Source organism: Bacillus sp. AR13-1 (assembly GCF_008042285.1).
Classification (GTDB): Bacteria; Bacillota; Bacilli; order Bacillales; family Bacillaceae_G; genus Bacillus_A; species Bacillus_A mycoides.
Genome location: NZ_QNUA01000025.1, coordinates 18,250 through 43,689, shown reverse-complemented (window position 1 = coordinate 43,689; position 25,440 = coordinate 18,250). Strand labels below are relative to the sequence as shown.

24 protein-coding genes are annotated in these 25,440 nt (G+C 36.7%); 22 read left to right on the top strand and 2 right to left on the bottom strand.

Annotation, left to right across the window (positions count from 1 at the left end; translation table 11 throughout):
• Positions 1–51 precede the first annotated feature (51 nt).
• The 4 genes from DN408_RS19015 to DN408_RS19000 all read left to right on the top strand — a co-directional run bounded on the left by DN408_RS19015 (position 52) and on the right by DN408_RS19000 (position 3,723).
• Complete coding sequence (locus DN408_RS19015) at positions 52–1,299, top strand: cell wall-binding repeat-containing protein (protein WP_002125231.1); 1,248 nt, start codon at positions 52–54, stop codon at positions 1,297–1,299.
• Between the two features lie 156 nt (positions 1,300–1,455).
• Positions 1,456–2,907 (top strand): SulP family inorganic anion transporter, encoded by a 1,452-nt coding sequence (locus DN408_RS19010; RefSeq protein ID WP_147740291.1) that lies wholly within the window; start codon positions 1,456–1,458, stop codon positions 2,905–2,907.
• A 65-nt stretch (positions 2,908–2,972) separates the two neighbouring features.
• Positions 2,973–3,395, top strand: a complete 423-nt coding sequence (locus tag DN408_RS19005; RefSeq protein WP_002010593.1) for a universal stress protein — start codon at positions 2,973–2,975, stop codon at positions 3,393–3,395.
• A gap of 211 nt (positions 3,396–3,606) precedes the next feature.
• Positions 3,607–3,723 (top strand): DUF4027 family protein, encoded by a 117-nt coding sequence (locus DN408_RS19000; protein ID WP_002125236.1) that lies wholly within the window; start codon positions 3,607–3,609, stop codon positions 3,721–3,723.
• Between the two features lie 130 nt (positions 3,724–3,853).
• Here DN408_RS19000 and glpT read toward each other — a convergent pair whose 3' ends face one another.
• On the bottom strand, positions 3,854–5,203 hold the full coding sequence (gene glpT, locus DN408_RS18995; RefSeq protein ID WP_002125238.1) for a glycerol-3-phosphate transporter: 1,350 nt from the start codon (positions 5,201–5,203) through the stop codon (positions 3,854–3,856).
• Between the two features lie 271 nt (positions 5,204–5,474).
• On the opposite strand from glpT, the gene DN408_RS18990 reads away from it, so the two are divergent.
• From DN408_RS18990 to DN408_RS18935, 12 genes are all read left to right on the top strand, one after another.
• The gene (locus tag DN408_RS18990) at positions 5,475–5,933 is read left to right on the top strand and encodes a MarR family winged helix-turn-helix transcriptional regulator (protein WP_002125240.1); all 459 of its coding nucleotides are present in this window, start codon (positions 5,475–5,477) and stop codon (positions 5,931–5,933) included.
• Positions 5,934–5,952: 19 nt separating this feature from the next.
• Entirely contained in the window at positions 5,953–7,566 is a 1,614-nt protein-coding gene (locus DN408_RS18985; protein ID WP_002125243.1) for an MDR family MFS transporter, read from the top strand.
• Between the two features lie 138 nt (positions 7,567–7,704).
• The gene (gene rbsR, locus DN408_RS18980; protein WP_002114118.1) at positions 7,705–8,676 is read left to right on the top strand and encodes a ribose operon transcriptional repressor RbsR; all 972 of its coding nucleotides are present in this window, start codon (positions 7,705–7,707) and stop codon (positions 8,674–8,676) included.
• A gap of 13 nt (positions 8,677–8,689) precedes the next feature.
• On the top strand, positions 8,690–9,586 hold the full coding sequence (rbsK, locus tag DN408_RS18975) for a ribokinase (RefSeq protein WP_078178021.1): 897 nt from the start codon (positions 8,690–8,692) through the stop codon (positions 9,584–9,586).
• Positions 9,583–9,978 carry a D-ribose pyranase gene (rbsD, locus tag DN408_RS18970; RefSeq protein WP_002125248.1) on the top strand — a complete coding sequence of 132 codons (396 nt, stop codon included), beginning with the start codon at positions 9,583–9,585 and terminating at the stop codon, positions 9,976–9,978. Before rbsK ends, rbsD begins: the two co-directional genes overlap by 4 nt.
• A gap of 18 nt (positions 9,979–9,996) precedes the next feature.
• Positions 9,997–11,481, top strand: coding sequence for a ribose ABC transporter ATP-binding protein RbsA (gene rbsA, locus DN408_RS18965; protein WP_002125250.1), 1,485 nt, complete (start codon positions 9,997–9,999; stop codon positions 11,479–11,481).
• A 3-nt stretch (positions 11,482–11,484) separates the two neighbouring features.
• Positions 11,485–12,420, top strand: a complete 936-nt coding sequence (locus DN408_RS18960) for an ABC transporter permease subunit (protein ID WP_002029798.1) — start codon at positions 11,485–11,487, stop codon at positions 12,418–12,420.
• Positions 12,421–12,434: 14 nt separating this feature from the next.
• On the top strand, positions 12,435–13,358 hold the full coding sequence (gene rbsB / locus DN408_RS18955) for a ribose ABC transporter substrate-binding protein RbsB (protein ID WP_002125255.1): 924 nt from the start codon (positions 12,435–12,437) through the stop codon (positions 13,356–13,358).
• 38 nt (positions 13,359–13,396) lie between these two features.
• On the top strand, positions 13,397–14,044 hold the full coding sequence (gene fsa, locus DN408_RS18950; protein ID WP_000667669.1) for a fructose-6-phosphate aldolase: 648 nt from the start codon (positions 13,397–13,399) through the stop codon (positions 14,042–14,044).
• Positions 14,045–14,343: 299 nt separating this feature from the next.
• Positions 14,344–16,737: a M6 family metalloprotease immune inhibitor InhA2 gene (gene inhA2, locus DN408_RS18945; RefSeq protein WP_002125257.1), complete on the top strand. Its 2,394-nt coding sequence runs from the start codon at positions 14,344–14,346 to the stop codon at positions 16,735–16,737.
• A gap of 318 nt (positions 16,738–17,055) precedes the next feature.
• Positions 17,056–17,397: a hypothetical protein gene (locus tag DN408_RS18940; RefSeq protein WP_078178020.1), complete on the top strand. Its 342-nt coding sequence runs from the start codon at positions 17,056–17,058 to the stop codon at positions 17,395–17,397.
• Positions 17,398–17,413: 16 nt separating this feature from the next.
• A complete protein-coding gene (locus tag DN408_RS18935) occupies positions 17,414–17,743 on the top strand; it encodes a hypothetical protein (RefSeq protein WP_002125259.1) in 330 nt (109 codons plus the stop codon).
• 18 nt (positions 17,744–17,761) lie between these two features.
• Here DN408_RS18935 and DN408_RS18930 read toward each other — a convergent pair whose 3' ends face one another.
• Entirely contained in the window at positions 17,762–18,916 is a 1,155-nt protein-coding gene (locus DN408_RS18930) for an MFS transporter (protein ID WP_002125260.1), read from the bottom strand.
• Positions 18,917–19,142: 226 nt separating this feature from the next.
• Between DN408_RS18930 and bdhA the strand changes: the two genes are divergently transcribed.
• The 6 genes from bdhA to DN408_RS18900 all read left to right on the top strand — a co-directional run bounded on the left by bdhA (position 19,143) and on the right by DN408_RS18900 (position 25,439).
• Entirely contained in the window at positions 19,143–20,195 is a 1,053-nt protein-coding gene (bdhA, locus tag DN408_RS18925; protein ID WP_000645834.1) for a (R,R)-butanediol dehydrogenase, read from the top strand.
• Positions 20,196–20,313: 118 nt separating this feature from the next.
• Complete coding sequence (locus tag DN408_RS18920; protein ID WP_000948238.1) at positions 20,314–20,658, top strand: potassium channel family protein; 345 nt, start codon at positions 20,314–20,316, stop codon at positions 20,656–20,658.
• 264 nt (positions 20,659–20,922) lie between these two features.
• Positions 20,923–21,774 (top strand): phospholipase CerA, encoded by an 852-nt coding sequence (gene cerA / locus DN408_RS18915; protein ID WP_002029789.1) that lies wholly within the window; start codon positions 20,923–20,925, stop codon positions 21,772–21,774.
• A 76-nt stretch (positions 21,775–21,850) separates the two neighbouring features.
• On the top strand, positions 21,851–22,852 hold the full coding sequence (gene sph / locus DN408_RS18910; protein ID WP_078178019.1) for a sphingomyelin phosphodiesterase: 1,002 nt from the start codon (positions 21,851–21,853) through the stop codon (positions 22,850–22,852).
• Between the two features lie 113 nt (positions 22,853–22,965).
• Entirely contained in the window at positions 22,966–24,138 is a 1,173-nt protein-coding gene (locus DN408_RS18905) for an amino acid deaminase/aldolase (protein ID WP_033731013.1), read from the top strand.
• Entirely contained in the window at positions 24,126–25,439 is a 1,314-nt protein-coding gene (locus DN408_RS18900; RefSeq protein WP_002125266.1) for a D-arabinono-1,4-lactone oxidase, read from the top strand. The genes DN408_RS18905 and DN408_RS18900 overlap by 13 nt, the downstream gene beginning before the upstream one ends.
• Position 25,440 lies beyond the last annotated feature (1 nt).

Below are 25,440 nucleotides of genomic sequence, written 5' to 3'. Positions count from 1 at the left end.
CATTTTAGGTAATAATATTGGCTCGAAAACGAATAATACGGAGGCGATATAGTGAAAAAGATGATCCGAATTTTGGGGATAACAATAATTGCAGCAGTCGGTCTTGCGGCATGCGGACAAACGAGTACAGATCATAAAAATCATGAATCTACAGAAGAGAAGAAAACAGAGCAAAAGGAAATGAAAATGAATCAGGAGGTAACTGCACCGAAAAAAATGAATCAAGGTGCATCGAATGATTTATTAACGACAAGTTTAAAAAATGTAACGAGATTAAATACAAATGATCCTCTGCAAATGGCAGTATTAACTTCGCAAACGATATGGCCAGCAACGCATAAAGAGAATCAGCCAGGCGCTATTATTTTAGTGCCAGTGAACGAGTGGCAATTAGGTATTGCAAGTGCGGATCTTATTCATCACCCGAATAACGGACCGATTTTATTTATAGAAAAAGAAAAGGTACCCGAAATGACGTTAAAAGAAATAAAACGATTAAATCCGCTCGGAACGAAAGATGGAACGCAAATTATGGTGATGGGGGATATAGGGGCATCTAGCCTAGAGCAATTAAAAGAATATAAAGTAAAGCAAATAAAAGAAACGGACCCAGCTAAATTTGCTAAAGATGTTGATAAAGAATATGCCGATATAACAGGAAATTATCCAAATAGCGTTATTATCGGTTCGTCTGAAGAAGAAGGACGTTTATATACAACACCAGCTGTAAATTGGATTTCTCATATGCCAGAACCTCTTCTATATACTGAAAAAAATAAAGTGCCAGAAGCGACAATAGAGGCATTAAAGACGAGAAAAGATAAAGCGAATATATATGTGTTAGGACCAGAAAAAATCGTTTCGAAAGAAGTAGAAAAAGAGTTAAGTAAATATGGGAAAGTAACGCGTATTAGTGGGGAGACTCCAACAGAAAATTCGGTTGCATTTGCGAAATTTAAAGATGAAAAAACGAAATTTGGCTGGGGATTCACAAAACCAGGTCACGGTTTGTCATTTGTTTCAAGCAAAACACCAGACTTAGCAATTGCGGGAGCACCGTTTTCACATATGGGTAAACATGCCCCTGTTGTTTTGCTTGAGGAAGGAAAAGCTTCACAACCAGTTTATGACTTCCTTGCTACTATTCAGCCGAAGTTTAAAGATGATCCAACACTTGGACCATATAACCATGGTTTCCTATTAGGAAGTAGTAGTGATGTTTCATTTGAAACACAAGGTATATTGGATGAGAGGTTAGAAATTGTTCAGGAAAGTGGTCAAGGTCACGGTGGACATTAATGAAATGAGAAAAGACGCTGCTAAGGTAGCGTCTTTTCTTTAGGAAACTTTTACATAGTACAACATCCTTTGCTCGTTATATAATAGCCTTCGTGCAGTCGGCCTTGATTTTCTTATGGAGAAAATCAAATGATAAAAGAGTGGAGGAGTGTTACTTTGTTTCAAACTATAAAAAATGAATGGTTCTCAAATATAAGAGGGGACGTGCTATCAGGGGTTGTTGTTGCTTTAGCATTAATTCCTGAAGCGATAGCTTTTTCTGTTATTGCAGGTGTAGATCCGACGGTTGGATTGTACGCGGCCTTTTGTATTGCGGTTACAATTTCGTTTGTCGGCGGAAGACCAGGGATGATCTCGGCGGCAACGGGTGCGATGGCATTATTAATGGTCACTCTTGTGAAGGATCACGGTTTGCAATATTTATTTGCTGTGACAATAGTAACAGGTATTGTTCAAATTATTTTTGGAGTGTTCAAGCTGAGCTCATTTATGAAGTTTGTTCCTAAATCCGTTATGAGTGGTTTTTTAAATTCACTTGGAATTTTAGTTTTTACAGCGCAATTTCCGCATTTTAAAAATGCAACTTGGCAAATGTATGCACTTGTCGCATTAGGACTTGCAATTATATATTTATTTCCACGTATTAAGACGGCTGTTCCGTCTACACTTATTTCAATTATTATTGTGACAAGCATTGCACTTATGAGCGGATTACAGTTAAAAACAGTAGGGGATATGGGAAGCTTACCGAAAGAATTACCGTTCTTTAGTATTCCTGATGTTCCATTTACACTTGAGACATTAGCAATTATTTTACCGTATTCAGTTATGCTAGCGGTTATAGGTTTACTAGAGTCATTATTAACGGCGTCGGTTTTAGACGATATGACACATACGGAAAGTAATAAGCATAAAGAGGCACGTGGACAAGGGATTGCGAACGTTGTTGCTGGTTTCTTCGGAGGAATGGCAGGATGTGCAATGATTGGACAATCTGTTATTAACATTAAATCAGGTGGTCGCGGGAGATTATCGACGTTTGTAGCCGGTGGTTTTTTAATCGTATTGCTATTTGTTTTAGGTGATTACGTTGTTCATATTCCGATGGCAGCTTTAGTTGCAGTTATGATTATGGTTTCGATTGGGACGTTTGATTGGAACTCTGTAGCGACGATTCATAAAGTACCAAAAGGAAACGCATTTGTTATGATCGTAACAGTTGTGATTGTCCTAATTACACATAATTTAGGATTAGGTGTAATTATCGGAACGATAATTAGTGCAGTTTTATTTGCATTCAATATGGCAAAGATTCACGTGAAACATTTGTATATTGAAAATAAGAAAATATACGAAATTCACGGCCAACTATTCTTCGCATCTACGGCAGAGTATATAAATGCTTTTTCATACAATGAAGATGTGAAAGAAATTGAGATGAACTTTACTAACGCACACGTATGGGATGATTCAGCAGTAGCGGCAATTGATAAAGTTATAATGAAGTATGAACAGAACGGTGTGAAAGTAAGGATCACAGGGTTAAATGAACGTAGCTCGAAGCTCGTTGCGAATTTAGCTACTTATAATAAGAGAATTGCTAGTTAGAAGCCTCCTTTTTAGGGGGCTTTATTATATAATACGGGTAGGATAACGAAAAGGGGATTCAGCATATGTACAAACAAATTTTATTAGCATGCGATGGTTCTGAACATGCACTTCGAGCAGCCGAGCATGCAACATATATTGCGAAATTTAACGAAGAAACACATGTTGAAGTTGTGTACGTAGTAGATAATAGAACGGCAAAGTCAGATATTATACAAGGACAAACGGATTTAGAAACAATATCAGCTAGTCGAAAAGATAAATTAAAAGAGATTGAGGGTTTATTAAAGAAAGAGAACATTTCCTACAAAATTACGATTCTACATGGCGATCCAGGAGATACGATTGTTCAATATGTAAATACAGGAGATATAGATCTTATTATTGCTGGGAGTAGAGGGCTAAATACACTGCAAGAGATGGTGCTTGGTAGTGTAAGTCATAAAATAGCAAAGCGTGTGAAATGCCCGGTTATGATTATAAAATAAAGTGAGATATTCTGTAGTGTAAGCAGGACCTTGATATAATTCGAGGTCTTTTTTGATGTATTAAGAGGGAGAATGTGGACAGAATATATATAAGTTTAAAAAAATGTTAACTTACAAATTTGTAAGTTAGCTGTCAGCGAAATCGATGTTATGAAATTTTTCCCATTGATACAATAAGAATATCAAAGGGGATATAGGGAGGATGGAAGGTATGAAATCATTTCAAAATTTGTCTTATAGCCAAGGGGTAAGTTTAATTTGTTTAGGTGGATTTGCTGGATCTGTTATGTTAGCTGTTTTAATAAAGATGTTTCAGCAAATGTTTTAATCGTATGAATAGAAGGGAAATGATTAATATAAATAGCAAGAGAAGAACGATAAATAAAAAATAGCTCTTAGCATGTAAGTAAATGCTGAGAGCTATTTTTATGTTTATTTTTCTACACATTATATTTTGTTTAAACTTCTTTTGATTTAGCAGATCCTGTATTTAAAGTAAGAGCAAGGAAGAACATTGCAAGCACACAAGAAGCAAGGAGCAAAATGAATCCGCCGTCCCATCCGAATCCATCTACAATAAAGCCCATAGCTGCGCTAGCAAAAGTAGCCCCCCCTAGGTAACCGAAGAACCCAGTTAACCCAGCGGCAGTTCCAGCAGCTTTTTTGGGTGCTAAGTCAAGCGCGTGAAGACCAATTAGCATAACAGGTCCGTAAATTAAAAATCCAATGGAAACAAGTGCGATACTATCAATGATTGGATGCCCAGCAGGATTTAGCCAGTAAACAAGAACGGCAATGAATACACCGACCATAAATAGAATGCCAGCAGGTGCGCGGCGCCCTTTAAATAGTTTATCACTCATCCATCCGCAAAGAAGTGTACCTGGAATACCAGCCCATTCGTATAGAGCATAAGCTGTACGTGAGCTACTGTGAGTAAAGCTTTTTTCTTCTACTAAATAAGTAGGAGCCCAGTCTACAACGCCGTAACGAACGAAATAAACAAAGACATTAGCGATAGCGATGTACCATAAAAACTTATTGTTTAATATGTATGTAAATAAAATTTCCTTTACCGAAAGTTCGCGTTCACGGTCCGCTACTTTTTCATCTGATGGATATTCCCCAGTATGTTCTTCAATAGAAGGTAATCCGCAAGATTGAGGTGTATCTCTCATCGTAATTAATACATAAATCCCCACCAAAATTGAAAGAATACCTGGGAAGTAAAATATACTTTTCCAGTCATTTGCAAAGAAATATAAGCCTAATGTAACGAGAGAAGGCATAAGCGCGCCGCCGACATTATGAGCGACGTTCCAAATAGACATTTTTGTACCACGTTCACTAATGGAGAACCAGTGAACCATCGTACGACCACAAGGAGGCCATCCCATACCTTGTACCCATCCATTTAAAAACTGAAGTACAAACATAAGTATAATGCTCGTTGTAATGAAAGAAAATGAGCCGAAAATAATATTAATGATACCGGATAAAAATAGCCCAGCTGCTAAAAAGTAGCGAGGATTACAACGATCGGATACGATACCCATAAGAAATTTACTTAATCCGTAAGCGATAGATACTGCTGAAAGGATAACCCCAAGTTCCCCTTTACTAAAGCCTTGTTCGATTAAGTATGGCATTGCGAGTGAAAAGTTTTTTCGAACAAAGTAGTAACCCGCATAACCGATGAAGATGCCTAAGAATACTTGCAAACGCAATTTGCGGTATTCGCTATCAGTGCGATCAGCTGGTAAGCGTTCTGCGTGGGGCGCAGGTTTAAATAATTGTGTGAAAAACATAAAATGAAAATCCTCCCCTAATTAATTGGAAGCGTTTTAAGACAGAGAGAATACAAAAAGGCTATGAAATATAAAAAAGTTCCCTTCTTTATGATTCATAGCCATATACTCCGATTCTCCGTGACTGTCAATATTAACTTCGACGAAAATTATACAACTTTGTGACAAGAATGTAAACGTTTTTATAAAGAAAGTTGTTGACGTATTTTGTTTGTGGGATTAATATTTAAATACGTTAAATATTTTATTGCTTAAATAAGAGGTGGATAACATGCCAAATGATATGACTCATATTGATAAGATTCAAGCTCTTACATTCGCTATAGGAAAGAAAATGCAAACAGAGCTATTAGAACAAATGCAAGCATCAGGACTTACACCACCGCAGTTTTATATTTTAAAGATTTTAGATCATTACGGAGCTTCAAGAGCGACACAATTGGCGGAGAAAATGTACGTGAAACCGAGCGCGATTACAGTAATGACTGATCGTTTAATTGATCATGGGTTAGTAGAGCGCTATCACGACGATAATGATCGCCGCGTTGTTGTCATTGAGCTAACGAAGAAGGGGAAAGCTACAGTAGAAGAAGCGATGGCGGCTCGTAATGAGCATATTGCAAAGTACTTCTCACACTTAGAATTACAAGAGAGGGAAGATTTGTTGCGCCTCTTTGAAAAGCTAGAAACAATTATTTGCGGGAAACCAGAGAAAAAAGAGAAAAACTAAGAGGAATTGAGGAGATTACATGGAGCAACAAGAAAATCAGAATAGAAAGTTGTTGTTAATCGGTTTAGTAATCGCAATGCTATTTGCTGCATTGGACGGAACAATCGTTGGTACAGCAATGCCGCGTATCGTCGGTGAACTAGGTGGATTAAGTTTAATGACATGGTTAACAACAGCTTACATGTTAACATCAACAACGGTTGTACCGATTGCAGGTAAATTAGCGGATTTACTTGGGCGTCGTAACGTATATATAGCAGGATTAATTATCTTTATGGTTGGTTCAGCGTTATGTGGTATGGCAAACGGTATGACAGAATTAATTATTTTCCGTGGTATTCAAGGTCTTGGTGGCGGTATTATGATGCCAATGGCTATGATTATTATCGGAGATATGTTCACGGGAAAAGAACGTGCTAAATGGCAAGGTATTTTTGGAGCTCTATACGGTCTTGCCTCTGTAATTGGACCACAAGTTGGTGGTTGGATTGTAGACGCAGTGAACTGGAGATGGGTATTCTATATTAACTTACCAGTTGGTATTTTAGCGACAATCTTCATTGCAATGGGATTAAAAGCACATAAACAAACAGGACCAATTAAAATTGATATCGCTGGAATCTTCACGATGATTCTCGGTGTTGTAAGTTTATTACTTGCGTTAACGTTTGGCGGAAAAGATTATGCATGGGGTTCTTGGCAAATTATCGGGTTATTTGCACTAGCTGCCATTGGTATTGTTAGCTTTATTATCGTTGAAACGAAGGCTGAAGAACCAATTTTACCGATGCACTTCTTTAAAAACCGCACATTTACACTACTGAATGCGATCGGTTTCTTTATGAGTATCGGAATGTTTGGAGCAATTATGTTCGTACCGTTCTTTATGCAAGGAATTGTAGGCGTAAGTGCTGCTGAATCAGGAACGATTATGACACCGATGATGATTACAATGATCGTTATGAGTATTATTGGTGGTCAGCTTGTATTAAAAATTGGTGTGAAACCACAAATTATTACAGGGATGCTTATTATGGCTAGTGGTTTCTGGTTATTAACAACGATGGATATGCACACAACTAAGCTTACCGCTACTTCTTATATGATGGTTATCGGTTTAGGAATGGGTCTTGTTATGCCGATATTAACATTAGCATTACAAGAAAGCTTCCCGAAAAAAGATCTTGGCGTTGTAACATCATCAAGTCAATTCTTCCGTCAAATCGGTGGAACGTTTGGGATTACAATTTTAGGATCAATTATGAATAATACTTCAGGCACAACGTTAACAAATAAATTAGTACCTGTATTAGACACATTCCCAAAAGAAGCGGGACAAATGGTAACAAAATTTAAAGATATGATTCATACAGATCCACAAAGTTTATATTCTATGCTATTTAGTCCAGAGGCATTAAAACAAATGCCAGAAGCATTTTCTAATAGCATCGTACCAATTTTGAAAAGCTCTTTAGTGGACTCACTTCATACTGTATTCTTAACAGGATTGGTATTTATCGTAGTAGGTGCTATCTTTACGATTTTCTTACAGAAAATTAAACTGTCTGATCGTAAAAAAGATGCTGAAGAGCCTGCTGTAGAAGAAAAGGAAAAAACTGTATCATATTCGTAATAAAAAAGCATCGCCTTATGGCGATGCTTTTTTTGAGTATAACCTTAAAAGCTTTTTAGTTAGAAATGATTGACGTATTTTTATAAATGCGTTATATTATTTTCTGTAAACGGTTACATGAAATGAGGAGAAAAGAGAATGAGTACGATTAAAGACGTTGCAAAATTAGCAGGGGTATCTGTTGCGACCGTTTCCAGAGTGTTAAATAAAAATGGATATGTCCATGAGGATACATTAAAGAAAGTAGAGCGAGCAATTGAAATGCTAGATTATAAGCCTAGTACAGTAGCGCGTTCTTTATATAATAAAAAGTCTCGTTTAATTGGCTTAGTTGTTCCAAATATCGTGAATCCATTCTTTCCGGAAGTTGCACGTGCTGTAGAAGATGTAGCACATAAGCAAGGTTACACAGTTGTACTTTGTAACTCTGATGAAAATTTAGAAAAAGAGAAGCAATACATTGATGTGCTTAGACAAAATAATGTGGACGGATTTATTGTAGCAACGAATCCACAAAATAGTGTTAATTACATGAATTTGTCTATTCCAGTTGTTGCGATTGACCGTATGTTTAATGAGCGGATTCCTACTGTATATGCAGATAACTATGCAGGGAGCCAGGCGGCGACAAAGTTATTAATAGACAAAGGGTGTAAACATATTGCACATATTCGTGGACCGCGTGATGTGAGCACAGCTAATGAACGTTTTGAAGGTTTTGTAGACGTTATTACGCAAAATAATCTTTCTTATATGATTGCAGAGAGTACATTCGATCCAGCTAATAGTGAACGGGTAGCGGTGGAATTATTAGAAGAATATCCGCATATTGATGGAATTGTTGCTGGGAATGATTTAATTGCAATCGGCGTTGTAAAGGCTGCACTTCAAAAGGGAATTTCTATTCCAGACGATTTACAAATTATTGGATTCGATGGAATTTCTTTAACTGAAATGATGTATCCATCTATTACGACTGTTGCACAGCCAATTTATGAAATGGGGAAAATTGCAACAGAATTGTTGTTAGAGCAGATGGAAGGAAATCCATTAGAAGAGAAACACTATCGTTTACCGATTGAAATTATAGAACGAAATACAACGAAGTAAGGAGATGAGACAGATGCCAAATATTGCAGTAGTAGGTAGCATTTCAATGGACTTAGTGGCTGTTTCAAAAATACGGCCGAAAGCAGGAGAAACAGTAATTGGTGAAGCGTTTCATACGATACCAGGAGGAAAAGGGGCCAACCAAGCAGTTGCTGCAGCTAGATTAGGAGCAAATGTAGCGATGATTGGTGCAGTAGGAAATGATGATTACGGAACAGTAGTTAGAAAAAATTTGGAGAACGAACGCATTTTTATCGACTATGTGGTACCGGTTACAGATAGGACGACAGGAATCGCTCATATCGTTTTAGCAGAAGAGGATAACAGTATTGTTGTCGTACAAGGAGCAAATGCTCTTGTAAATGAGTCGATTGTAGATCGTTCAAAAGACCTTCTTGTAAAAGCTGATATGGTTGTTCTTCAACTAGAGACTCCGCTTGAAACAGTAAAATACGTTCTGTCTATTTGTGAGGAGCATAAAATTCCAGTTATGTTGAATCCGGCTCCAGCACAATTTTTATCAGAAGATATTTTAGAAAAAGCGACTTATATTACGCCGAATGAACATGAATGTCGCATCGTATTAAATGATTTCACATCACCAATTGAAGAGTTACTTGCGAAATATCCAAATAAGCTATTGATGACGGAAGGGTCTAATGGTGTTCGTTTCCATAACGGAACGGAAGTTGTTCAAGTTCCAAGTATTGCTGTAGACGTAGTAGATACGACTGGAGCAGGTGATACATTTAACGGTGCGTTAGCAGTTGCGCTTTCTGAAGGAGCAACACTTCAAAAGGCAATTCGTTTTGCAAATATTGCTGGTGGTCTTTCTGTAACGAAACTTGGGGCACAGGGCGGTATGCCAACGAGAGATAGAGTACGTGAAGTGCAGGTGATTGTCGGATGAAAAAGCACGGTGTATTAAATAGCGAAATTGCGGCAGTCCTTGCTTCACTTGGACATACAGATACGATTGTAATTGCTGATTGCGGGTTACCTATTCCTGATGGAGTAAAACGAATTGATTTAGCAGTTGAAATCGGAAAGCCTAGCTTTTTAGACGTATTACAAGTAGTTGCTGATGATATGGCAATTGAAAAAGTGATGTTAGCAGAAGAAGTTATTATAAATAATGCAGAGGTAAATAAAGAAGTTGAGATGCGATTAATAGAGCCAGCATTTGAATATGTGTCTCATAAGGAATTTAAAGAGCATACAAAGAGAGCGAAGGCGATTATTCGTACAGGAGAAGCAACGCCTTATGCGAATGTTATTTTACATGCAGGCGTGATTTTTTAATAAAGGGATGTGATGAGAATGCATATTGAAATGAAGAACATTTCAAAAGCGTTCAGTGGTAATCCTGTTCTAAAAAACGCACAGTTTATGATTGAAACAGGAGAAGTCCATGCATTGATGGGGGAAAATGGAGCGGGGAAATCGACGCTCATGAAGATTTTAACAGGTGTATATAAAAAAGACAGTGGAACAGTCATGATTGATGGGAAAGAACGAACTTTTAAAAGTGCGAAAGAAGCTGAAGAGTATGGTATTGCATTTATCCATCAAGAGTTGAACATATTACCGAATTTAACGGTAGCTGAAAATATGTTTCTTGGAAAAGAGTTAATGTATGGGAAAACGGGCATTTTACGTACGCGTCAAATGAATGCGATTGCCCAGCAACAATTAGCAGATCTTGGTCTACATGTGAGAGGTGCTATGCTAGCAGGTGAATTATCAGTTGGACAACAGCAAATTATTGAAATTGCTAAAGCATTAATGACAAAGGCGAGCGTTATTATTATGGATGAACCTACAGCAGCATTAACAGATCGCGAAATTGAAACTCTGTTTATTGTTATTAATAAATTGCGTAAAGAGGGCGTTTCATTCGTTTATATTTCACACCGGATGGAAGAAATTTTTTCAATATGTGATGCTATTACGATTTTGCGTGATGGAGAATATGTAGGGAAAAGATTAATTCCAGAAACGTCATTTGATGAAGTAGTTAGCATGATGGTGGGCCGCAGTATTGGTGAACGTTATCCAGAACGAAATAGTCAAATTGGCGAAGTGATTTTTGAAATGCGAAACGGAACGAAAAAAGGAAAATTTGAAAATGTTTCGTTTCAAGTTAGAAAAGGTGAAATCCTTGGTGTTGCGGGCTTGATGGGAGCTGGTCGCACGGATATTATGAAAGCAATATTTGGATATGAACCGCTCGATTCAGGAAAAATTTTCATGAATGGACAAGAAGTAAAAATTGATAGTCCAATTGATGCGATTAGACAACGAATTGCCTTTATTACAGAGGATAGAAAATCTGAAGGGCTTGTGTTAGATTTTTCGATTCGTGAAAATTTAGCTTTACCAAATTTAGAAAGTCTTTCAAAGGGAAGCGTGGTTAATAAAGGTTTAGAACGGCAATTTACAGAGGATATGATGAAGCTTCTTAATGTGAAAGCAGCAAACGGAGAGCAAGCTGTCAAATCTCTTTCTGGTGGAAATCAGCAAAAGATTGTAATTGCAAAATGGTTAGGTATTCATCCGCAGTTACTCATTTTAGATGAACCAACGAGAGGTGTAGATGTTGGGGCTAAAAAAGAAATTTACTCTATTATGAATAAGCTTACCGAGCAAGGAGATGCCGTTATTATGGTATCGTCTGAGCTTCCAGAAGTTTTAGGAATGAGTGATCGAGTTCTCGTCATTCATGAAGGGAAAATCGGTGGTATTTTAGAGAAAGATCAGGCATCGCAAGAGTCTATTATGGCACTAGCTACAGGGGGAGAGTAAGATATGGCTAAGAAGGGGAATGTATTACAACAACTTGGTTCTTTAATTGGATTAGTATTAATTATCGTAGTAATTACAGCTTTAAATCCAGCATTTATTGAAATTCCAAATTTATTTAATATACTGCGCCAAGTATCGATTAATGCACTCATTGCATTTGGAATGACCTTCGTTATTTTAACAGGGGGTATTGACTTATCGGTAGGTTCTATTTTAGCATTATCAAGTGCACTTGTTGCCGGAATGATGGCAAGTGGCATGGATCCGTTCCTTGCAATGGTAGTTGGATTATTAGCAGGTCTTGCAATGGGGATTGTAAACGGTATCATTATTGCGAAGGGAAAAGTAGCTCCGTTTATTGCAACTTTAGCAACAATGACTATTTTTCGCGGGTTGACGCTTGTTTATATGGACGGACGTCCGATCACTGGTCTTGGTGATCATTTAATGTTCCAAATGTTTGGCCGTGGTTATTTCCTTGGTATTCCTGTGCCAGCCGTTACAATGATGATTGCTTTTGCAGTATTGTACTTTATTTTAAAGAAAACAACGTTTGGTCGCCGTACGTTTGCGATTGGTGGAAATGAAGAAGCGGCAGCTTTATCAGGTATTAATGTTACGAGAATTAAAGTAATGATTTACGGTCTTTCCGGAATTTTGGCAGCGCTTGCAGGTATTGTCTTAACATCAAGGTTAGATTCTGCACAGCCGACTGCTGGTACTTCTTACGAATTGGATGCAATTGCTGCAGTTGTGTTAGGAGGAACGAGTCTTTCAGGTGGAAGAGGATGGATTGTTGGTACATTCATCGGTGTGCTTATTATTGGTGTACTAAATAACGGTTTAAATTTATTAGGTGTATCTTCTTTCTTCCAACAAGTTGTAAAAGGACTTGTAATCTTACTAGCTGTACTAATTGATCGTCGAAAAGAAGCGTAATGGAGGGACAATTCATGAAAAAATGGTTACTGATACTCGTTGCATGCATCATGGTAGTTACTGCTGGTTGTTCAATGGAACCACCAGAATGGGCAAAGGATTCTAGCGATAAAGGTCGAAATAAAACTATTAAAGTTGGATTTTCTGTTTCAACTTTAAATAATCCATTTTTCGTCACGTTGAAAAAAGGTGCAGAAAAGAAGGCAAAAGATAGCGGCATTGAATTAATTGCTGTTGATGCACAAAATGATGCGGCGAAGCAAACAAATGATGTTGAAGATTTAATTCAAAAAGGTGTCGATGTAATTGTTATTAATCCAACCGATTCAGATGCTGTTGCTTCAGCGGTAAGTGCAGCTAATGCAGCCAATGTTCCTGTTATTACAGTAGACCGGGTTGCGAATTCAGGTAAAGTTGTTTCTCATATTGCTTCCAACAATATAGAAGGTGGTCAAATGGCTAGTGATTACATTCGGGAGTTAGTTGGTGAAGGAACAAATGTTGCTGAGTTAGAAGGAATCCCTGGATCGTCTGCTGCTCGTGAGCGTGGGAAAGGATTCCATAACGTAGCTGATAAGTCTTTAAAAGTAGTAGCAAAACAAGCAGCTGATTTCGATCGTGCAAAAGGATTATCCGTTATGGAAAATATTTTGCAAGCAAATAGCGATATAAAAGCAGTGTTTGCTCATAACGATGAAATGGCATTAGGCGCAATTGAGGCATTGAAATCTGCTGGTAAAACAGATGTGGTTGTTGTTGGATTTGATGCAACAGATGATGCTGTAAAAGCGGTTAAAGATGGGCGTATGGCAGCAACAGTCGCTCAAAAACCAGAATTAATCGGAGAGAAGGCGATGGAAACAGCGAAAGAGATAACACAAGGTAAAAAAGTGGACAAATTTATTCCGATTGAATTAGAGCTTATTAAGAAAAAATAAATAAATATAAAATGAAAATTAGGAAGGAAGAATAACAAATGAAATTTTTTATTGATACAGCAAACATTAACGAAATTAAAGAGGCAAATGCATTAGGTGTAGTAGCTGGAGTAACGACAAATCCATCACTTGTAGCAAAAGAAGGCGTAGATTTCCATGAGCGTATTCGTGAAATTTGCAGCTTTATTGAAGGACCTGTAAGCGCAGAAGTAATTAGCTTAGAAGCTGATAAAATGATTGAAGAAGGAAAAGAGTTAGCAAAAATCGCTCCAAACGTTGTTGTAAAAGTTCCAATGACAACAGAAGGCTTAAAAGCAGTAAAAGCATTCTCAGATTTAGGAATTCGTACGAACGTTACATTAGTATTCTCAGCGGTGCAGGCATTACTTGCAGCTCGCGCTGGTGCGACATACGTTTCACCGTTCTTAGGTCGCCTAGATGATATCGGTCATAACGGTATGGACTTAATTCGCCAAATCGCAGAAATCTTTGCAATTCACGGCATTGAAACAGAAATCATTGCAGCATCTGTCCGTCACAGTGTTCATGTAACAGAAGCAGCATTAAACGGTTCACATATTGCAACAATCCCAGCAAACGTAATCGCTTCATTAGTGAAGCACCCATTAACAGATCAAGGAATTGAGAAATTCTTAGCTGATTGGGAAAAAACACAAGAGAAATAATACGAAATGGAGAACCCAAGTTTAATTAACTTGGGTTCTTTTTTTTGTTTGAAAGAATTTTCATGCAATTGTGCATATTGTCTTTTAAATTTTTAATATAAGCTATTTAATATATACAAATCACTCTTTATTTTTCACATTTCGACATAAAAAGATAGAGGGTCTGACCAGAAAACTGGAGGACATGATTCTATAACAGAAAGCTTATTGCTTATAGAATCATGTCTTTTATTATACAAGGGAGGATAGATTACGTATTTTTATCTGAAGTTTAAGATTGATACAAGGGGATGAGTAAAATGAGAAAAAAAGCGCCATTTAAAGTGTTGTCATCGTTAACGATCGCGACAATCATCGGATGCTCAGCTGTAATGAGTGCTCCGTTAGCATACGCAGAAACGCCAGCAAAAGAAAGTGTGTCTACAACACCAATTGATTACAATTTAATTCAAGAAGATCGTTTAGCGGAAGCACTGAAGGAAAGAGGAACAATTAATCCAGCATCTTCTAAAGAAGAGACGAAAAAGGCTGTAGAGAAATATATTGAAAAGAAACAAGGGGATCAGGCAAATAAAGAAATTCTTCCAGCGGATACTGCTAAAGAGGCATCTGATTTTGTGAAAAAAGTAAAAGAGAAAAAAATGGAAGAAAAGGAGAAAGTAAAGAAACCTGAAAAAAATGTTAGCCCTGAGCAAAAACCGGAACCAAATAAAAATCAATTGAATGGGCAAGTTCCAACTTCTAAAGCAAAGCAAGCGCCATATAATGGACCGGTTCGAAATGATAAAGTATTAGTATTACTCGTTGAATTTAGTGATTATAAACATAATAATATTGATCAAACGCCAGGGTATATGTATTCGAAAGACTTTAGTAGAGAGCATTATCAAAAAATGTTATTTGGTAATGAGCCGTACAAGCTATTTGATGGTTCGAAAGTAAAAACGTTTAAACAATATTATGAAGAGCAGTCTGGCGGTAGTTATACGACGGATGGATATGTAACCGAATGGCTAACTGTGCCAGGGAAAGCGTCTGACTACGGTGCTGATGGTAGTAGTGGTCACGATAATAAAGGACCAAAAGGCGCACGTGATTTAGTGAAAGAAGCTTTACATGCAGCTGCTGAGAAAGGGTTAGATTTATCTCAATTTGATCAATTTGATAGATATGATACAAATGGTGATGGAAATCCAAATGAACCTGATGGTGTAATTGATCATTTAATGGTAATCCATGCTGGTGTTGGTCAAGAAGCTGGTGGCGGTAAATTAGGTGATGATGCAATTTGGTCACATCGTTCAAAATTAGCAATAGATCCAGTAGCGATTGAAGGTACAAAATCAAATGTAGATTACTTTGGTGGAAAAGTAGCAGCGCATGATTACACAATTGAACCAGAAGATGGAGCAGTAGGTGTATTTGCGCATGAATTTGGACATGACCTTGGTTTACCGGATGAATATGACACGAAATATACTGGAACTGGTTCACCTGTTGAAGCGTGGTCATTAATGAGTGGAGGTAGCTGGACAGGAAAAATCGCAGGAACAGAGCCAACTAGTTTCTCACCACAAAATAAAGATTTCTTACAAAAAAATATGGGTGGTAACTGGGCAAAAATTTTAGAAGTAGATTACGATAAAATTAAGCGTGGTGTAGGAGTTCCTACATATATTGATCAAAGTGTTACGAAATCCAATCGTCCAGGCGTTGTACGTGTTAACTTACCAGGTAAAAGTGTTGAAACAATTAAACCGGAGTTTGGAAAGCATGCATATTATAGTACAAGAGGAGATGATATGCATACAACGTTAGAAACACCATTCTTTGATTTAACAAAAGGAACAAATGCAAAATTCGATTATAAAGCAAATTATGAGTTAGAAGCAGAGTGTGATTTCATCGAAGTACATGCTGTAACAGAAGATGGAACGAAGACGTTAATTGATAGAGTTGGAGAAAAAGTAGTACAAGGAGATAAAGACACGACAGATGGAAAATGGATTGATAAATCATACGATTTAAGTCAATTTAAAGGGAAGAAAGTGAAACTACAATTCGACTATATTACAGATCCAGCTTTAACATATAAAGGTTTCGCGATGGATAATGTAAATGTAACAGTTGATGGACAAGTAGTATTTTCTGATGATGCAGAAGGAACATCTAAAATGCAGTTAAATGGATTCGTTGTTTCTGATGGGACAGAGAAGAAACAACATTATTATTATTTAGAGTGGAGAAACTATGCTGGATCAGATAATGGATTAAAAGCAGGAAAAGGTCCGGTGTATAATACTGGTCTTGTCGTTTGGTATGCAGATGATAGTTTCAAAGATAACTGGGTTGGGGTACATCCAGGTGAAGGCTTCCTTGGTGTTGTAGACTCTCATCCAGAAGCGTTTGTTGGGAATTTAAACGGGAAACCAGCGTATGGTAATACAGGCATGCAAATTGCAGACGCTGCCTTTTCATTTGATCAAACACCCGCATGGAGTGCAAATTCATTAACACGTGGACAGTTTAACTATTCTGGATTACAAGGTGTTACAACTTTTGATGATTCAAAAGTATATAGTAACAAACAAATTGCAGACGCGGGAAGAAAAGTTCCAAACCTTGGACTTAAATTCCAAGTTGTTGGACAGGCAGAGGATAAATCGGCAGGCGCTGTTTGGATTAAACGTTAATAACATAAAAGCACATTCTTCATATGAAGAGTGTGCTTTTTAATTTGTACATTAAGTTATTATTTTAGCTTATGTAATACAATTGTCTGTTCATATGTAGTGTATCAAATTATGTGGGGAAAGGAAATATTTCCGAGGAAATTGTCGAAGTATCGTCGGTATTTATACACTTTCTTTGTAGAAGAAGAAATGTAGTATTGCCTTTACAGTTTAATTTATTTACATTGTTATTTGGCTATACACAAAAGTGATATATTCGGCAATCAAAGAGCTCTATTCGATAGGGCTCTTTTTTATGGATAGAAAGGAGTGAACTAAATGAAAGAAATAATTGAATGTCCACAGTGTGAAGGGAATATTAATGCACAACATATTATTGATCTCCCGCATCCTTTTTCATTCAGGTGTCCACACTGTAAGGTGAAATTAAAAGAAATGAGGATCACACCATGTTTAATATTAGCGGCAATTTGTATAATTCCACTGTTTATTATGATTGGAGAGAGTATTAAGGAATTACTAGTAAAATATTTTTTTATTATAGATGATGTACCAACTGTACTTAGTTTCTTCTTATTTTGTTATCCGTTGTATTATCTTTATGAAAAATATAATGCCATATTGTTTATTAAATACGGCTTGTTGAAAGTCAAAAGTTGAATAGGAGCTTATCATTATGTTGTGGAAAGTTTATTTAGTAATTATAGCGATATTAACTATAACTTCGCTAGTAAGAGGCATGTTTCAAACACTAATTCAAAAGTTTGATTTTGTGGTGACTATAATCACGTGGATTGGGCTATTTGGTTTTGTCTTTGATGTAGAGATAGTAACCCCACTCGTTTGGAAATGCATCTTCCTGTTTAGTGTTATTTGGACTTTGAGTGCCGTTTTTGTTTTACGTTTATATGAAGAGAAGGATGACCCGCTACCTTTTATATTCAAATTAATTGGTATTATCCCAACGCTGCCATTATATTACGGATTATATCAATATGCATTTTAAAAAAAGACAATGATGGAATTAACCCATCATTGTCTTTTTTACTTTGCTTCTTACAAAAATCATTCCAGCAAATGTTAACAAGAATGCAGTTCCGATAACGAAGCTGACGCTAGGCGATGCCCCGATTGCTCCGACTGTAAAGGAGCCAGCAACAACTCCTAATGAGAAGAAAGCATAAAACAATCCGAATGCTTTTCCGCGCTTATCATCTGTCGTATTTTCAACAAGTAATGCATTTATCGATGGGAAAAGGATAGCGAATCCAATGCCATAAATCATCATAACGATAAAGAGCATACCTTTTGTTGCGAATAATCCAAGTAAAGATAACGCGAATGCCATTACTGCAATCCCAATTAGCATGAGTTTTGAACGATTAAATCGATCGTAAATACGGTTTGTTGGTAGCAAGAAGAAGAGGATAGCGGTAATTCCGAATACACTTAACATCATGCCTGTTGTAGATGCTTTAAGCGCTAATGCCTCAACTTTCACTGGTAGCATATAAGTGACAATTCCTTGTGAGAACATTAGTGTGAAAGCACCAATATATGCTTGCAATAACGGTTCTGATTTCAATAGTTCAATCATATCTTCTTTGTTCATCATTTGTGTTCTTGAGGTATCTTTTCTTGATACGTTATTTGGTAAGAAGAATAGAGATACGATTGTACCAAGGACCATTAAAATAGAAATGGTGATGAACACCCACTCTATACCAGCAGTTGCTTTCATAATTCCACTGAAAGCCGGTCCTACAATTGCCGCTGTTCCAACAGCAGCACCAGATAGAGCCATTGCCTTACCTTGTCTTGCTGAATTTGTTTGTTTTGATAAAAACGTAAAGGCAGCAGGAATTAAAAATCCGTCACTAAAGCCGTGCATAAAGCGCACAACTAATAGTTGTTCACCACTTTGAACAACGGTGTATAACAAGACTATGAAACTCGTAAGTCCCATGCTTATATAAAGTATTTTTTTTGCACCAAATTTATCGACAGCAGCGCCAGCAATAATATTACCGATCATATTAGCGAATGAGTACATACCGACAACTAGCCCAATAATAAGAGGAGATCCTCCAAGACTTTGAGCGAACGTACTCATAATAGGTAATTGTGAAAATGTATCTAGAAACGCTACGATAACAATAAAGTAAATAAAATATTTCAAGCGATATTCACCTCTCCTATGCTATTATGGCATAATGCTAATTTCAACCGCAATGAAATTAGCATTAACAGATGTGGAAAAAAGTACAAAGTGACAAAATATTGAACGTTATTTGTTAAAATTTAGTGGAATTGAGATTGTTTTTTTGAAATATATGGATAGAAGTATTATAATAGATTGGTAAACTTCACCAGGTTAAGTATATACGTAGAGAGGGATGTATAAAATGAAAGCATTACTTTGGCATAATCAACGCGATGTACGAGTAGAAGAAGTACCAGAACCAACTGTAAGACCAGGAGCAGTTAAGATCAAAGTGAAATGGTGTGGTATCTGCGGAACAGACTTGCATGAATATTTAGCAGGACCTATTTTTATTCCAACAGAAGAGCACCCATTAACACACGTAAAAGCACCGGTTATTTTAGGTCATGAGTTTAGTGGTGAGGTAGTTGAAATCGGTGAAGGCGTTACTTCTCATAAAGTGGGAGATCGCGTCGTTGTAGAACCAATTTATTCTTGTGGTAAATGTGAAGCTTGTAAACATGGACATTACAATGTTTGTGAACAACTTGTTTTCCACGGTCTTGGCGGAGAAGGCGGCGGTTTCTCTGAATATACAGTAGTACCAGAAGATATGGTCCACCATATTCCTGATGAAATGACGTATGAACAAGGTGCACTTGTAGAACCAGCAGCGGTAGCAGTTCATGCAGTACGTCAAAGTAAATTAAAAGAAGGGGAAGCTGTAGCAGTATTTGGTTGTGGTCCAATTGGACTTCTTGTCATTCAAGCAGCTAAAGCAGCAGGAGCAACTCCTGTTATTGCAGTAGAACTTTCTAAAGAACGTCAAGAGTTAGCAAAATTAGCAGGTGCGGATTATGTATTAAATCCAGCTACTCAAGATGTACTAGCAGAAATTCGTAACTTAACAAATGGTTTAGGTGTAAATGTGAGCTTTGAAGTAACAGGTGTCGAAGTAGTACTTCGTCAAGCGATTGAAAGTACAAGCTTTGAAGGACAAACTGTAATTGTTAGTGTGTGGGAAAAAGATGCGACAATTACGCCAAACAATCTTGTACTAAAAGAAAAAGAAGTTATCGGTATTCTTGGATACCGTCATATCTTCCCAGCTGTTATTAAATTAATTAGCTCTGGCCAAATTCAAGCAGAGAAATTAATTACGAAAAAAATCACAGTAGATCAAGTTGTTGAAGAAGGATTTGAAGCACTTGTAAAAGATAAAACACAAGTGAAAATTCTTGTTTCACCTAAATAATAGAGAATAGTAAAAAGTAGCCCTTTTCTAGAAATAGAAGAGGGCTACTTTTTTTCTATACAGAAAGGTGATAGACTTTCCTTTAACTACAGGTATTTTGTTTGGAAGGGGAAGTCTAATGCTTTCATTTATGTTGACATTGAAACGGATGCTAAAAGCTTGTTTACGAGCGTGGAAAGATAAAGAATTTCAAGTATTATTCGTATTAACATTTTTAACATTAACATCTGGTACGATTTTTTATAGTACAGTTGAAGGATTACGTCCTCTTGACGCTCTATATTTTAGTGTGGTTACGTTGACGACTGTCGGTGATGGGAACTTTAGTCCGCAAACTGATTTCGGAAAGGTATTTACGATTTTATACATATTTATCGGGATTGGATTAGTGTTTGGATTTATTCATAAATTGGCAGTTAATGTGCAACTGCCAAGTATATTATCGAAAAGAAAAAAAGAGTAAAGCGGTTAATCGCTTTACTCTTTTTTTACATTAGTTTAGACAAGTATTTGCAGTAGCTTAACAATATTTTATTACAATGTAAGTGTATTCATTCATTATATTCACTATGTATAAAGTTATAATGATATGAACATTTGCATATTTTAATTTATTGATAGAAATTTTGTGAAAGGTGGGATATTCTAGTCATAGGTTAACCGGAAGACATCGTAGGATCCTAACAAAATATGAAAAATAATTCAATTATAAAATGGAGGATTTCAGATGAAAAAGAAAGTTCTTGCTTTAGCAGCAGCTATTACATTAGTAGCTCCGTTACAAAGTGTTGCATTTGCTCATGAAAATGATGGGGGAAGTAGAATAAACATAGTTCACCGCTGGTCTGCTGAAGATAAGCATAAAGAAGGCGTAAACTCTCATTTATGGATTGTAAACCGTGCAATGGATATTATGTCTCGTAATACAACACTTGTAAAACAAGATCAAGTTGCACTATTAAATGAATGGCGTACGGAGTTAGAGAACGGTATTTATGCTGCTGACTATGAAAATCCTTATTATGATAATAGCACATTTGCTTCACACTTCTATGACCCTGACAATGGAAAAACTTATATTCCATTTGCAAAGCAGGCAAAGGAAACTGGAGCTAAATATTTCAAATTAGCAGGTGAGTCATACAAAAATAAAGATATGAAACAAGCATTCTTCTATTTGGGGTTATCTCTTCATTACTTAGGGGATGTAAATCAACCGATGCATGCGGCAAACTTTACAAATCTTTCGTATCCACAAGGGTTCCATTCTAAATATGAAAACTTTGTAGATACGATAAAAGATAATTATAAAGTAACGGATGGAAATGGATATTGGAACTGGAAAGGTACAAATCCAGAAGATTGGATTCATGGAGCGGCAGTAGCTGCGAAACAAGATTACTCTGGCATTGTAAATGATAATACGAAAGATTGGTTCGTGAAAGCAGCTGTATCACAAGAATATGCAGATAAATGGCGCGCTGAAGTTACACCAATGACAGGTACGCGATTAATGGATGCACAACGTGTTACTGCTGGATACATCCAGCTTTGGTTTGATACGTACGGAAATCGTTAAATATTTGAAAAAGGTCAAATCTCAGAATAGAGTATTTGGCCTTTTTATCACTACACAGTACATGGAGGTATGAAACGTGAAAGGTAAATTGCTAAAAGTTGTACTTAGCTTTGGCATTGGTTTAGGAGCTTTATATAGTGGATCTTCAGCTCAAGCAGAAATGTCTATAAATCAAAATAATACATTAAAAGTGATGACGCATAATGTGTACATGCTATCAACGAACTTATATCCGAACTGGGGACAAAATGAGCGTGCTGATTTAATTGGGGCAGCGGATTATATGAAAAATCAAGATGTTGTTATATTAAATGAAGTATTTGATAATAACGCTTCAAATCGCTTATTAGGAAATTTGAAGAAAGAATATCCAAATCAAACGGCAGTATTAGGTCGTAGTAACGGAAACGAATGGGATAAAACATTAGGTAACTATTCATCTTCGACCCCTGAAGATGGCGGTGTAGCTATTGTAAGTAAATGGCCAATCATTGAAAAGATTCAATATGTATTTGAAAAAGGATGTGGGCCAGATAACTTATCAAATAAAGGATTTGTATACACAAAAGTTAAGAAAAATGATCGTTTCGTTCATGTAATTGGGACACATTTACAAGCTGAAGATAATATGTGTGGACAAACTTCGCCAGCATCTGTACGTACAAAACAGCTACAAGAAATTCAAGAGTTTATTAAAAATAAAAATATACCAAATAACGAGTATGTGTTAATTGGTGGTGATATGAATGTGAATAAAATAAATGCTGAGAATAATAGTGACTCAGAGTACGCATCCATGTTCAAAACATTGCACGCTTCTATTCCATCTTATACTGGACATACTGCAACTTGGGATGCGACGACAAACAGTATTGCGAAATATAACTTCCCCGATAGCCCTGCCGAGTATTTAGATTATATTATTACAAGTAAGGACCATGCTAATCCATCGTATATAGAGAATAAGGTGTTACAGTCGAAATCGCCACAATGGACTGTTACGTCATGGCTCAAAGAATATACATATAATGATTACTCGGATCATTATCCAGTAGAGGCGACTATTTCTATGAAGTAGAGTAGCCTTGAAAAAGTTTCTTCGTAAAGAAGAAACTTTTTTTATTTGAAAACAGGAAAATCATTCTTTCTTTCCAATATGTATAAGACATATATAGAAGAGGAGAGAAAACTGTGGATAGAGGAATTTTTAAGGAAGTTCCATTACCGTGTGCATTTTTAGATGAAGTGGCTTTAGAGAGGAACATTCAATCGATTATAGAGTTAAGTGGAGATAAGAAGATTCGTATAGCGAGTAAATCATTACGCTCTGTTCCAATTATGAAAAAGATTTTGGCTGCAAATAATCGCTTTCAAGGTATTATGTGTTTTTCTCCTAGAGAAGCTTTGTTTTTAATTGAACAAGGATTTAATGATTTATTGCTCGGATATCCTGTTTATGATGAAAGAGCTTTACATGAAATTAGTTTGCTGACAAAGCAAGGGCACATTATAACTTGTATGGTGGATTGTGAAGACCATATTACTTATTTAGAAAAAATTGCTGAGAAGTCTAAAGGGTGTTTTCGCGTTTGTTTGGATATTGATATGAGTAGTCATTTTTTGAAATTTCATTTTGGTGTAAAAAGATCCCCGGTAAAAGATGTGCAGAGCGCTTTGAAAATAGTAGAAAAGGTGAAGGGCTCATCATATTTAATACTAGATGGTGTAATGGGATATGAAGCTCAAATTGCCGGGGTGGGGGATCATATACCGAATCAATGGATGAAAAGTAAAGCTGTTTCGTATTTAAAGAAGAAATCAGTGTTAGAGGTTAAAGAAAGAAGAGAACGTATCGTAAAAGAAATACAAAACCTTGGTATTGAACTAAGATTTGTAAATGGGGGAGGAACAGGAAGTATAAAAACAACTGAGCAAGATAACTCAGTTTCAGAGATTACTGTAGGATCCGCCTTTTACTCTCCTAAACTGTTTGACTATTATAAAGAAGTAAAATTTCAGCCAGCTGCCGGATTTGCTTTACCAGTTGTACGCAAACCGGCTCCTTTTATTTATACTTGCCTAGGTGGCGGATATATTGCCTCAGGTGCAGTTGGTAAAGATAAAGAGCCTGAGGTTTGGCGACCGGGTGGTGCAAAACTATTAGCTTTAGAAGGTGCTGGTGAAGTGCAAACGCCAATTTTTTATGACGGTGAGGAACGAGTAGCGATAGGAGATTCTATCTTGTTTCGTCATAGTAAAGCTGGAGAGTTATGTGAGCGTTTTCCTGTTTTGTATCGCATTAAACAAGGGGAAATCGTTGGAGAGTATTCAACATATCGGGGGGATGGACAATGCTTTCTATAAAGGGACAAAAATGGAGAAATTGGACAGGGAATGTAGAAGGAACACCGCATTATACGATGTATCCAAAAAGTATACAAGATGTAGTAGAAGTTGTGGGGCTTGCACGAAAAAAAGGAAAGAAAATTCGTGTTGTCGGTTCAGGGCATTCTTTTACACCTCTTGTGCAAACGGAAGAAATTTTAGTTTCTTTAGATGAATTGAAGGGCATTGCAAATATTGATGCAGAGAAGAAGGTTGCCGAAGTATGGGCGGGAACAAAGCTACATGATTTAGGGAAGTTACTTCAGGAAAAAGGTTATGCGCAAGAAAATTTAGGAGATATTGATTCACAATCTATTGCAGGAGCGATTAGTACGGGAACTCATGGGACGGGTGTTACATTTGGGAGTTTATCAACACAAGTTATAGAGATCACGGCAGTTTTATCAACAGGTGAGAGTATAGTTTGTTCAGAAACCGAGAACGCCGAATATTGGAAAGCATTTCAGTTGTCGCTTGGAATGCTAGGTATCATTGTAAAGATAAAATTGAAGGTTATCCCAGCGTATTCGCTTGTTTATGAAAGTGAAAAACAATCATTGTCTACTGTAATGAACAAACTAGAAGAATATAAGAAGAATCGTCATTTTGAATTTTTCGTTTTTCCTTATTCAGATGAAGTACAAGTGAAATTTACAAACGAAACAACGAGTAAAGAAAGTGATTTGAAATGGCATAAACTAAAGGTGGAGTTACTTGAAAATAGGATGTTCTCTTTATTATCTAAAGGGTGTAAATGGTTTCCTTCTATAAGTAAAGGAGTAAGCCGATTATCAGCTAAGGCTGTACCGAACACGAAAATAATTGGACCAAGCTATGAAGTGTTCGCTACATCACGTACAGTTCCATTTTATGAAATGGAGTACAGTGTCCCTTCAAAGTATATGAGGGCTGTTGTAGAAGAAATTTCAAATCTTATTGAAAAGAAAAAGTATAAGGTGCACTTCCCGATTGAATGCCGCTACGTGAGAGGTGATGATATATGGCTCAGTCCAGCATATGGAAGAGATTCAGCGTATATAGCTGTTCATATGTATAAAGGTATGAAGTATGCCGCTTATTTTGGTGAAGTGGAGAAAATTTTTTTAAAGTATGAAGGGCGCCCACATTGGGGGAAAATGCATACGTTAACGTACGAAAAATTGCAAAATATATATCCAGAATTGCATTCGTTTCTAAAAGTGAGGAAGTCACTAGATGAAACAGGAATATTTTTAAGCCCTTATACAGAAAAGTTATTTACGATTATGAAAAAAAGCTGAC

What these genes read in the sequence shown, in the direction of transcription:
- rbsD (WP_002125248.1), top strand. Translation starts at nt 9,583, where the DNA reads ATGAAAAAGCACGGTGTATTAAATAGCGAAATTGCGGCAGTCCTTGCT.
- inhA2 (WP_002125257.1), top strand. Translation starts at nt 14,344, where the DNA reads ATGAGAAAAAAAGCGCCATTTAAAGTGTTGTCATCGTTAACGATCGCG.
- rbsB (WP_002125255.1), top strand. Translation starts at nt 12,435, where the DNA reads ATGAAAAAATGGTTACTGATACTCGTTGCATGCATCATGGTAGTTACT.
- DN408_RS18900 (WP_002125266.1), top strand. Translation starts at nt 24,126, where the DNA reads ATGCTTTCTATAAAGGGACAAAAATGGAGAAATTGGACAGGGAATGTA.
- DN408_RS18920 (WP_000948238.1), top strand. Translation starts at nt 20,314, where the DNA reads ATGCTTTCATTTATGTTGACATTGAAACGGATGCTAAAAGCTTGTTTA.
- DN408_RS19000 (WP_002125236.1), top strand. Translation starts at nt 3,607, where the DNA reads ATGAAATCATTTCAAAATTTGTCTTATAGCCAAGGGGTAAGTTTAATT.
- rbsK (WP_078178021.1), top strand. Translation starts at nt 8,690, where the DNA reads ATGCCAAATATTGCAGTAGTAGGTAGCATTTCAATGGACTTAGTGGCT.
- DN408_RS18985 (WP_002125243.1), top strand. Translation starts at nt 5,953, where the DNA reads ATGGAGCAACAAGAAAATCAGAATAGAAAGTTGTTGTTAATCGGTTTA.
- cerA (WP_002029789.1), top strand. Translation starts at nt 20,923, where the DNA reads ATGAAAAAGAAAGTTCTTGCTTTAGCAGCAGCTATTACATTAGTAGCT.
- bdhA (WP_000645834.1), top strand. Translation starts at nt 19,143, where the DNA reads ATGAAAGCATTACTTTGGCATAATCAACGCGATGTACGAGTAGAAGAA.
- DN408_RS18990 (WP_002125240.1), top strand. Translation starts at nt 5,475, where the DNA reads ATGCCAAATGATATGACTCATATTGATAAGATTCAAGCTCTTACATTC.
- DN408_RS18935 (WP_002125259.1), top strand. Translation starts at nt 17,414, where the DNA reads ATGTTGTGGAAAGTTTATTTAGTAATTATAGCGATATTAACTATAACT.
- rbsR (WP_002114118.1), top strand. Translation starts at nt 7,705, where the DNA reads ATGAGTACGATTAAAGACGTTGCAAAATTAGCAGGGGTATCTGTTGCG.
- DN408_RS18940 (WP_078178020.1), top strand. Translation starts at nt 17,056, where the DNA reads ATGAAAGAAATAATTGAATGTCCACAGTGTGAAGGGAATATTAATGCA.
- rbsA (WP_002125250.1), top strand. Translation starts at nt 9,997, where the DNA reads ATGCATATTGAAATGAAGAACATTTCAAAAGCGTTCAGTGGTAATCCT.
- glpT (WP_002125238.1), bottom strand. Translation starts at nt 5,203, where the DNA reads ATGTTTTTCACACAATTATTTAAACCTGCGCCCCACGCAGAACGCTTA.
- fsa (WP_000667669.1), top strand. Translation starts at nt 13,397, where the DNA reads ATGAAATTTTTTATTGATACAGCAAACATTAACGAAATTAAAGAGGCA.
- DN408_RS18960 (WP_002029798.1), top strand. Translation starts at nt 11,485, where the DNA reads ATGGCTAAGAAGGGGAATGTATTACAACAACTTGGTTCTTTAATTGGA.
- DN408_RS19005 (WP_002010593.1), top strand. Translation starts at nt 2,973, where the DNA reads ATGTACAAACAAATTTTATTAGCATGCGATGGTTCTGAACATGCACTT.